At 73.6% G+C, this 4,801-nt stretch carries 4 protein-coding genes; 2 read left to right on the top strand and 2 right to left on the bottom strand.

Annotated features, from left to right (window positions below):
- Window positions 1-81 precede the first annotated feature (81 nt).
- A complete protein-coding gene (locus tag AOK11_RS11985) occupies window positions 82-837 on the bottom strand; it encodes a TIGR03089 family protein (protein ID WP_055593657.1) in 756 nt (251 codons plus the stop codon).
- A gap of 129 nt (window positions 838-966) precedes the next feature.
- Between AOK11_RS11985 and AOK11_RS11980 the strand changes: the two genes are divergently transcribed.
- Complete coding sequence (locus AOK11_RS11980) at window positions 967-2,523, top strand: N-acetylmuramoyl-L-alanine amidase (protein WP_055593659.1); 1,557 nt, start codon at window positions 967-969, stop codon at window positions 2,521-2,523.
- 130 nt (window positions 2,524-2,653) lie between these two features.
- A complete protein-coding gene (gene manB / locus AOK11_RS11975) occupies window positions 2,654-3,736 on the top strand; it encodes a mannose-1-phosphate guanylyltransferase (RefSeq protein ID WP_055593656.1) in 1,083 nt (360 codons plus the stop codon).
- 93 nt (window positions 3,737-3,829) lie between these two features.
- Here the strand turns inward: manB and AOK11_RS11970 are convergent, their stop codons facing one another.
- Window positions 3,830-4,798, bottom strand: coding sequence for a DNA-3-methyladenine glycosylase family protein (locus AOK11_RS11970; protein WP_055593658.1), 969 nt, complete (start codon window positions 4,796-4,798; stop codon window positions 3,830-3,832).
- Between the last annotated feature and the right edge of the window lie 3 nt (window positions 4,799-4,801).

Below are 4,801 nucleotides of genomic sequence, written 5' to 3'. Positions count from 1 at the left end.
GGTGTGGGCGACCGGTCCGGTTCCGGTCCGCTCCCGCTTCCGCCGGGTGTGGGCAGGGGGAGCGGCGGGACGGGCAGGCCGTCAGCGGGCGATGACGGTGACCCGTTCGCTCTCGACCCGCTTGGCCAGGGCGTCGTCCCCGAGCCGGTCCAGGTTCCGGCACAGCACCACCGAGCCGCCGGTCGCCAGCGGTCCGTACAGGCCTGCGTGGAGACCCTCCCAGGTGTCGTACGGCAGCCCCGACAGGATGCGCGAGGCCGGTCCGGTCAGCCCGAGGTCCGTCGCCTCCGCGCGGGCCCGCTGCACCACCTCGGCCCCGGTGAACTCCCGGCCCGCCACGATCAGGGCCGGCGCCTCGGGGTCGACCGGCACGTACGGCGCGAACCGGTCGCCCTGCCCCGGCACCTCGACGGCGTAGTCGGCGAAGCCCTCCGGAGGCTGCGGAAACCGACCGCCGAGCGGCCTGAGGGCCAGCGCGATCCGTGCGCCCGAGCAGGCCCGCGCGGTCTCCAGCGCGTCCGGCCCGCTCACCACGGCATCGGCCGCCGCCGGGTCGCCGGACACGTCCGCGACCACACCCACCGACGCGCACGCCAGCAGCCACACGGCCGTCTGCCAGTGCGCGGGCAGCAGCAGCGCCACGCGGTCACCGGGCTCGACGGCCAGTTCGTCCTGCAGCAGGTTCGCGGTCTTGGCCACCCAATTGGCGAAGGTGGCCACGGACAATTCGACGCGTTCGCCCGTGGCGTCGTCGTAGAAGGTCACCAGGGGGCGTCCCGGGTCCGCGGCGAGTGCGGAACCCAGCAGGTCGGCGGGGGTGCGGTCGGTGGCGTTCACCTGCGCAAGCGTACGCGGACACGGCCGTGCGCACCGAGTGCCCGGGACACCGGTTCGGGGGAACGGATCCCGACAGCCCGTCAATTCCCCGATGGACAGATTTGTGTGACTATGTCCAAGCTCAGGGGCATGCGTAGAACTCTCGCCTCCTCCATCGGTGTCACCTGTGCGGCCGCACTCGCCCTGCCCCTCGCCCCGTCCGCCGCAGCGGCGGCCGCGGGCCCGGGCGGAACGGCGCCGGCGGTCACCCGCGCAGCGGTGACGACCGAGTCCGGTATCCCCGGCAGCACCCAGTCGCTGCCCCTACGGCCCCTCGACCCCGACCGTGTCACCGGCGCCGTCACGTTCGGCCTCGCCCCGCTGTCCGTACGGCCCTTCTCCCTCGTCGGCGTCGTCTGGGACGACCCCGCCACCGAACTCCGCGGCCAGGTCCAGGTCCGCGCCCGCGCGGCGGGCACCGGCGTCTGGTCCGGCTGGCAGGACGTCGAGACCCACAACGCCGACCACGCAGCCGACCCCGAGACCGTGGAACGCACCTCGGGCCGGGTCCGCGGCGCCACCGCACCGCTGTGGGTGGGCGCGTCGGACGGTGTGGAGATCCGGGTCCGGGCGGAAAGCGGACCCGACTCGGAACCAGAACCGAAGGCCGGCTCCGAGTCCGCCGGTTCCACCGCAGAGGAAGGCGCCGGGAAAGGCGCCGAGGAGCCCACCCCGCTGCTGCCGTCCGGAATGCGCCTCGAACTCGTCGACCCGGGGGAGGACGCTCCGCCCCGGGACGCCCCGTCCGAGGACGGCGCCGCCGAGAGCCCCGACCAGAAAACCGACGAAAGCACCGGCCAGAAACCCAGCCAGAACCCCGCCGAAGGCTCTGCGGGCACCCCGGTGGACGCCCCTCGTACCGGTGTGATGAGCGCCGAGGCGACCGCCGCCTCCGCTGCCAACGCCCCGCTCGTCCCCCTGGGCGCCACCGAGATCCCGGCGCTGACCCGGGCGGAGACGGAGGAGGAGTACCACGTTCTGCGCGGCGCCGAGGCGGCCGGGCAGGAGGCGAACAGCGGCGGGAAGCCGCAGGCGGAGCCGTACATCGGCCCGCGCCCCGGCATCGTCACGCGCAGCGGGTGGGGTGCGGACGAGAGCCTGCGGGAGAAGAGCTTCGTGTACACCGACAAGGTGGGCGCGGCCTTCGTGCACCACAGCGCCACCGGCAACAACTACACGTGCGCGCAGGCTCCTTCGGTCATCCGCGGTATCTACCGCTACCACACGGGAAGCATGGGTTGGCGGGACATCGGCTACAACTTCCTCGTCGACAAGTGCGGCAAGATCTACGAGGGCCGTGCCGGGGGAGTGGCCAACCCGGTCCTGGGCGCCCACACTCTGGGGTTCAACAGCAGCACCATGGGCGTGGCGGTTCTCGGCACCTTCGACTCCACGAACCCGCCGGCCGTCGCGGTGACGGGCGTTGCCCAGCTCACCGCGTGGAAGCTCGGGCTGCACGGCATGGATCCGAGCGCGAAGACATACCTGACGTCCGGTGGTGGCAATCTCTACGCAAAAGGCACGAAGGTACGACTGAACGTGATCTCCGGTCACCGGGACGGGTTCAACACCCTGTGCCCAGGGGGGAAGCTCTACGACAAGCTCGGCACCACCCGCTCCGCGGCGGCCGGTTACCAGGGCCGCTGAGGGGGCGGACCACCGGGCCGCGTTCCTTCCTGCCGGAGGCACCACCGTCGAAACCGCTGTGCGACGGTCTGCATACACTGGCCGGCCGAAAGACAGTTCGGCCGGTCCCGGCAGGAAGCAGAGACGACAGGTGACAGAAGCGATTCTCCTGGTCGGCGGCAAGGGCACACGGTTGCGTCCGCTCACGGTGCACACCCCGAAACCCATGGTCCGGGCGGCCGGGGTGCCCTTCCTCACGCACCAGCTGGCGAGAGCCAGAGCGGCCGGCGTCGAGCACATCGTCCTGGCCACGTCCTATCTGGCCGAGGTCTTCGAACCGTACTTCGGCGACGGCTCGTCGCTGGGGCTGCACATCGAGTACGTGACGGAGGAGGAGCCCCTCGGCACGGGCGGCGCCATCCGCAACGTCGCCTCCCGGCTGCACTCCGGCCCGGACGAACCGGTGCTGGTCTTCAACGGCGACATCCTCACGGGCCTGGACATCCGGGCGCTGGTGCGCACCCATCGAACGACGGGCGCGGACGTCTCGCTGCACCTGACGAAGGTGACGGACCCCAGGGCGTACGGACTGGTCCCCACCGACGACACGGGCCGCGTCCTGGCGTTCCTGGAGAAACCACAGACACCCGAGGAGATCGTCACCGACCAGATCAACGCGGGGGCGTACGTCTTCCGCCGCTCGGTCATCGACACGATCCCGACGGGCCGGCCGGTGTCGGTGGAACGGGAGACGTTCCCGGACCTGCTGTCGGCCGGAGCCCACCTTCAGGGCCTGGTCGACTCCACGTACTGGCTGGACCTCGGCACCCCGGCGGCCTTCGTGCGGGGCTCCGCGGACCTGGTGCTGGGCCGTGCCCCGTCCCCGGCGGTCCCGGGGCGCTGCGGCGACCGGCTGGTCCTGCCGACGGCGAGAGTGGCACCGGACGCCAAGCTGGCGGGCGGGACCGTGGTGGGCGAGGGCGCGTTCGTGGCGGAGGGCGCGCGCGTCTTCGGCAGCACGATCCTGCCGGGTGCGGTCATCGAACCCGGAGCGGTCGTCACCGACTCGCTGATCGGCACGCGCGCGCGGGTGGGGGAGCGGTCGGTCCTCACCGGGACGGTGATAGGCGACGGCGCGGTCGTCGGCGCCCGCAACGAGCTCCGGGACGGGGTCAGGGTCTGGTGCGACGCGCGGATCCCGGCGGGGTCGGTGCGGTTCTCCTCGGACGAGTGACCGTGTGGAACCGGGCCGCGCACAGGCCTGGTGCGGGCCCGGGCGGCTGAAGGGCTCGGACGGCTGGGGCACGGGCGGTCGGGCGCTCGGGCCTCACAGCCGTCCGACGTCCCAGCGCGGCATCTTCGGCGCCCGCCGGGCCGGCGTTCTGCCGCTCAGCAGGATCAGCCGGGCCGCCCGGTGCCGCTGACCGGCATACGGCTCCAGCAGTTCCAGCATCGCCGCGTCGTCCGCGTACCGGTCCCCGGCCAGCGCCCACCCCACGATGCCCGGCAGGTGCAGGTCCCCCGTGGTCACCTCGTCCGGCGCGCCGTGACTGCGCTGCACCGTCTCCGCCGACGTCCACGGCCCGATGCCCGGCACCAGCTCCAGCCGCGCCCGCGCCGCCGCCGGCGCCATCCCGGCCGCCTCCTCCAGCCGCGCCGCGACCCGGACCGCCCGCAGCACCGTGGACGCCCGCTTGTCGTCGACACCGGCCCGGTGCCACTCCCAGGAGGGGATCAGCGCCCAGGTCCGGGGCGACGGCATGACCGCCATCCGCTCGGGTGCGGGCCCGGGGGCCGGCTCCCCGTACTTCCGTACCAGCAGCCGCCACGCCCGGTACGCCTCACCGGTGGTGACCTTCTGCTCCAGGACCGACGGGATCAACGACTCCAGCACCAGCCCGGTCCGGGCCAGCCGCAGTCCCGGCCGCCGGTGCCGGGTGAGCGCCAGCAGTGTGTGCCGGGGGACGAACGCCGCCGGGTCGTCGGCGGCGCCGAGCAGGTCCGGCAGCCGGTCCAGGAACCATCCGGCCCCCGCTCCCCACGCCTCGCCCCGTACTTCGTCACCGTGCCACGTCACCCGCAGCGTCCCCGGCCCGGCGGGCGTCAGACCCGTCCGCCACACCGAACCGTCCGGCAGCGCGCGGAACGTCGGGTCCCCGGACCCGCGCCGCAGCGGTCCGAGGACCAGCCCGAGGTCCAGCGGCCCCTCCGGCGCCCACGTCCGGACCGACGGTGGGGAGGCGGGGGCCGGTGCCTGCCGCGGCACCCCCGTCGGGTCTGCGCCCCGCCTCCCCACCGT

Source organism: Streptomyces hirsutus, from assembly GCF_001418415.1.
Classification (GTDB): Bacteria; Actinomycetota; Actinomycetes; order Streptomycetales; family Streptomycetaceae; genus Streptomyces; species Streptomyces hirsutus.
Note: the sequence above shows the minus strand (reverse complement) of the source record. Positions and strands in the feature narration are given on the sequence as shown.